At 68.1% G+C, this 4,009-nt stretch carries 6 protein-coding genes; 3 read left to right on the top strand and 3 right to left on the bottom strand.

Annotated features, from left to right (window positions below; all coding sequences use genetic code 11):
• A partial coding sequence (locus WA944_RS16995) for a 4-alpha-glucanotransferase (RefSeq protein WP_526647170.1) occupies window positions 1-906 on the bottom strand: 906 nt, incomplete at its 3' end.
• A gap of 124 nt (window positions 907-1,030) precedes the next feature.
• Window positions 1,031-1,420: a four-helix bundle copper-binding protein gene (locus WA944_RS16990; protein WP_526374558.1), complete on the bottom strand. Its 390-nt coding sequence runs from the start codon at window positions 1,418-1,420 to the stop codon at window positions 1,031-1,033.
• 202 nt (window positions 1,421-1,622) lie between these two features.
• On the opposite strand from WA944_RS16990, the gene WA944_RS16985 reads away from it, so the two are divergent.
• Genes WA944_RS16985 through WA944_RS16975 form a run of 3 tightly spaced genes read left to right on the top strand, consistent with a single transcriptional unit; the run spans window position 1,623 to window position 3,036 of the window.
• On the top strand, window positions 1,623-1,838 hold the full coding sequence (locus tag WA944_RS16985; protein ID WP_526374552.1) for a DUF2188 domain-containing protein: 216 nt from the start codon (window positions 1,623-1,625) through the stop codon (window positions 1,836-1,838).
• Between the two features lie 30 nt (window positions 1,839-1,868).
• Window positions 1,869-2,714, top strand: a complete 846-nt coding sequence (locus WA944_RS16980; RefSeq protein WP_526609241.1) for a hypothetical protein — start codon at window positions 1,869-1,871, stop codon at window positions 2,712-2,714.
• Window positions 2,698-3,036: a hypothetical protein gene (locus WA944_RS16975; RefSeq protein ID WP_526609243.1), complete on the top strand. Its 339-nt coding sequence runs from the start codon at window positions 2,698-2,700 to the stop codon at window positions 3,034-3,036. Before WA944_RS16980 ends, WA944_RS16975 begins: the two co-directional genes overlap by 17 nt.
• 7 nt (window positions 3,037-3,043) lie before the next feature.
• Here WA944_RS16975 and WA944_RS16970 read toward each other — a convergent pair.
• Window positions 3,044-4,009 (bottom strand): amidase (locus WA944_RS16970; RefSeq protein ID WP_526647169.1); only part of this gene is annotated, 966 nt, incomplete at its 5' end.

Here is a 4,009-nt window from a genome sequence, read left to right as displayed (position 1 = left end):
GGCGACGTCGCGCAGCGGATGCGGCCACCGGCTCCAGCGTCCGCCGTGCCGCTCGGCCAGCGCGCAGTAGGTGGCCCAGTCCCGCAACCCGTCGGTCACACCCGATTGCGCCAGGGGATCGGGTCGGCCCTCGGCGCGCCAGAGCAGCTCCAGCGCAGCACTTTTGGCGGCCCACACCAGGTCGTGGTCGATCCTTTCGGTGCTCGCCGAGACCCGCAGCGCGTCCACCTCGGCACGGGTGTCCGGGTCGGCCCGGCGGTAGGCGTCGGTGTCCTCGATCCGCAGTGCGAGCGGGTTGGCGAACCGTCTGCTGGAGGGTGTGTAGGGGGAGGGCTGCACAGGATGTGTCGGTCCGGGCGCGTGCAGCGGGTTGAGAAGTACCGCGCCTGCGCCGTGCTCGCGGGTGGTCCAGTCGACGAACTCCCGCAGATCACCCAGGTCGCCGATACCCCAGGAACGAGCCGAGCGCAGGGCGTAGAGCTGCAACATCCAGCCCCAGGTTGCCGGCGCCGTCGGCACTTTCGGCGGCGCCGCCACCAACGTCGACTCCTGACCGTCGCGGGTGTGCAACCGGTACCAACCCGGAGCCAGGTCGCCGGGCAGCTCGTCGCGCACCTCGGTCCGTGTGCCGTCCTCGGCCACCAAAGAGGCTGCGCCTGCCAAGGGTCGGGGTCGGCCGTCCAGGCGGATGGCAACGGTGGGTGCGACGGTGCCGGCGCGGTCCCGCTCGGCCAGTCGGGTCAGCTCTTGACGCCGCGCTGTCTCAGTGGTCGCGTCGACGTCGAGCAGACCCAGTACCCGGATCACCACATCGGCGTCCACTTCCACCGGTTCGCGTCGCTCATTGCGGTACGTGGTGGCCACCCCGTGCGCCGAGGCCAGCTTGCGGAGGTCTTCGGCGGTCATGCGGCGGGCGCCGACGTGTCGAGGAATCGCATGGGTTCAGAACTCCGCGGGCCTTGGTCCAGATGCATTGCAGGGCTCTACCCGGTTGCCAGGAATCCAACCGCCTGTGATGGCCCTTCGCCACTCACCCCATCGATGTGAGCAGATGCCGACAGGCCTGCTCGCAGCGTTGGCAGGCCTGCGCACAGATCCGGCAGTGCTCGTGCATTTCGGCGTGCTGAGCGCATTGCTCAACGCAGGCGTGACAGGCGGCGGCGCAGGCCTGTAGCACTGCGGCCGCCACGGTGGCGTCGTAGCCGGTGCGGCGGGACAGGATCGCGCCTGTCGTTGCGCACAGGTCTGCGCAATCGAGGTCGGTCCGGATGCATGTGGTGAGGTCGGCGACGGAATCCTCGGCCAGGCAGGCGTCAGCGCAGGACGTGCAGACCTGGGCGCACTCGAAACACGCTTCGATGCAGGCGGCGAAGCCCTCGGTGTCGATCCCGTCCAGGCTTTTCGGGTAGCTCTGCAGCATCTCGGTTGTCGTGTTCACAAATCCTCCATCGGTCATGTCGGAAGGCCCACGCTGTCGGCTACCCGTACCCGGGAGCGCCAAACTGTTGCTTCGACGCAAGTGTTGAGGGAGTCCTCGTCACCGTGTTGTTTTGAGCGGCGCGCGACGTGGCATCCCATACCGAGAGCCGACAAACCTGGGAGGTGTCATGCCAAGAGGAGATGTGCACACCGTCAAGAAAAATGGTCGCTGGATAAACGAGGTCGAAGGCAACAGTGAAGCCTCCAACGCCGCACCCACCAAACGTCAGGCGCAGGGTCTGGGGCGCGAGATGGCGATCGACCGTGGCGTCGAGCACTTCATCCACAATGAAGACGGCCGCATCGGTGAGCGGAACACCTACCCGAGAAGCCGTGACCCTCGCTCGATACCGGGCTGACCCGGCCACGGCGGGACAAGGGCGGGCACGATGTCCGTGACCGGTCTCCTCGGCCGCCTCAAGCAGGCGCTTCCCGCCTTGGACATGACCCGCGAAACCGCGCTCGTCCTGGTGAAGACTGTGATCGCGGGAACCGCGGCGTGGACTCTGGCGACGCACGTGTTCCACGCCACCTACGGCACCTTCGCTGCGTTCGCCGCCATGCTGCTCATGCATCACACGATCGCGGAATCGGTGGAGAAGGCGGTGCACTACACCGCCGCCGTCCTCGTCGGGATCGCAGTGGTTGGCGCGGTGGTGCTGCCCGCAGGTCCGCTGCTGTGGCTGTTCCCGGTGATCCTGATCGTGACTCTGCTCGTCGGGCGGTGGCAGCGGCTGGGAAGCCAGGGTTTCAACGTCACCGTCGCGGCAGTGTTCGCCTACGGCGTGTTCGCGATGCCCGACGCCGGCAGGTCACCGTTGACCCTGCTCCGGGATTTGGCGGGGATGGTACTGCTCGGTGCCCTCGTCGCCGTCGTCACCAACCTGCTGATCGCCCCCCCGCTGCGGTACCGCAGCGCCGCAGATGCCGTCGACGGGTACTGCGAGACGACCACGCAGCTGCTCCAGGACATGGTCGCGGGCCTGAGAGAAGAAGCGCCCGATGGCAACGCCGCGCGGGATTGGCAACGACGCGCAGATGAGTTGCCCCGCGCCGCAGCGCAGACCCGAAGCTCTATCGACCACGCATGGGAGACCTCCAAACTCAATCCGCGCCGGCTGCTGGTACGGGAGCACAGCACCTTTGGCGGCTACCGGGTGACGGTTCACGGGGTCGAGCGAATCGCCGAGCAGCTCAGATCGGTGACGGCAGGCCTTGGTGCGCGTTTTCGATGACGACGACCCATCGCAGGCGTCCCCGCGCGGGCAGTTCCTCCGGGACTATGCCGACCTGCTCAACGCGGTGTGCCACACCGTCGCCAGTGCAGGGGCGATCCACACCGTCGGCGATCTGCGTCGCGGAGAGCCGCTCGCCGATGAGGCCGAGAACTGCCGGTCTGCCCTGCAGGCACTCGGTGGTGCAGCCGACAGTCAGCGCCTCGACCTACCCGACCGCTGGGCGATCTACGGCGCTTTGTACACCGACGCGCAGCGGTTGTGCGAAGAGGTGCAGTGGCTCCGGGAAGCGCTGGGTGAGGCCGCCCGGACGCTGCGATGAGGCACGGCTAGAGCTGTGCTGCGCGATCCGCCCAGGGCATCGCCTGCTCGAGCTGTGCGGCCAGCGAGATCAGTCGCGATTCGCCGGCCAACGGCGCGACGAACTGCACGCCCAGGGGCAGACCGTCGGCGGTCCAGTGCAGCGGGAGTGAAATCGCCGGCCTACCGGTCAGATTCGCCAGTTGTGTGTACGGCACCCAGGAGAGGTTCTTGTCCACCAGGTCGTCGACGAACCTGGTGAACTGCAGGAGCCTGGCGGCGCGGGTCTTGATCAACACGTCGGCGCCGCGCTGCAGCGCGACCGGTAGGTCGAACTCACCGATCCGCGGCGGCGGTGTCGCCAACGTGGGTGTCAGCAGCAGGTCGTAGGACTCGAAGAAGGTGGTCAGCCGGCGGGTGTGTTCATGGCGGCGATGCACGGCGTCCACGTAGTCGACGCTGCTCGTGGCTCGGCCGAGCGCCGCCAGGACCAGTGTGTCGCGCTCGAACGACTCGTCGCCCGCGCCGGTGCGTTGTTTTATCTCGGCGAGTTGCCACGCGATGTAGACGAACCAGGTGAGCAGGAAGTCGCGGGCGAGTGCGGCATCGTCAAAGGGTGCATCCGGCAGTTCCTCGACGTGGTGGCCGAGTTCGGTGAGCGTCTGCACCGTCGCCTCGACAGCCGCGAACGCCTCGGGGTGTGGCGACTGGTTGATCGTCGTCGGCACACGCACACCGATCCGCAGCGTGCCGGGATCCGCGCCCACGTACGACGCGAACGGCGAATCGGGCAGGCCCGGCACGTACGGCGCGGCCGGCTCTCCGCCGCTGATGACGTCCAGCATCGCCGCGGTATCGCGCACGGTCCGTGACACCACACCCTGCACGGCGGCGCCGTGCATCGCCTCGCCGGTCGCCGGTCCCGAGGGGGTGAGCCCGCGGCCTGGTTTCAGGCCGACCAGCCCGCAGCACGCCGCGGGGATGCGGATCGATCC

Source organism: Mycobacterium sp. (assembly GCF_049683355.1).
Taxonomy (GTDB): Bacteria; Actinomycetota; Actinomycetes; order Mycobacteriales; family Mycobacteriaceae; genus Mycobacterium.
The sequence above is the reverse complement of the archived record's forward strand: the minus strand, read 5'-3'. Positions and strand labels throughout refer to the sequence as shown.

What these genes read in the sequence shown, in the direction of transcription:
- WA944_RS16990 (WP_526374558.1), bottom strand. Translation starts at nt 1,420, where the DNA reads ATGCTGCAGAGCTACCCGAAAAGCCTGGACGGGATCGACACCGAGGGC.
- WA944_RS16980 (WP_526609241.1), top strand. Translation starts at nt 1,869, where the DNA reads ATGTCCGTGACCGGTCTCCTCGGCCGCCTCAAGCAGGCGCTTCCCGCC.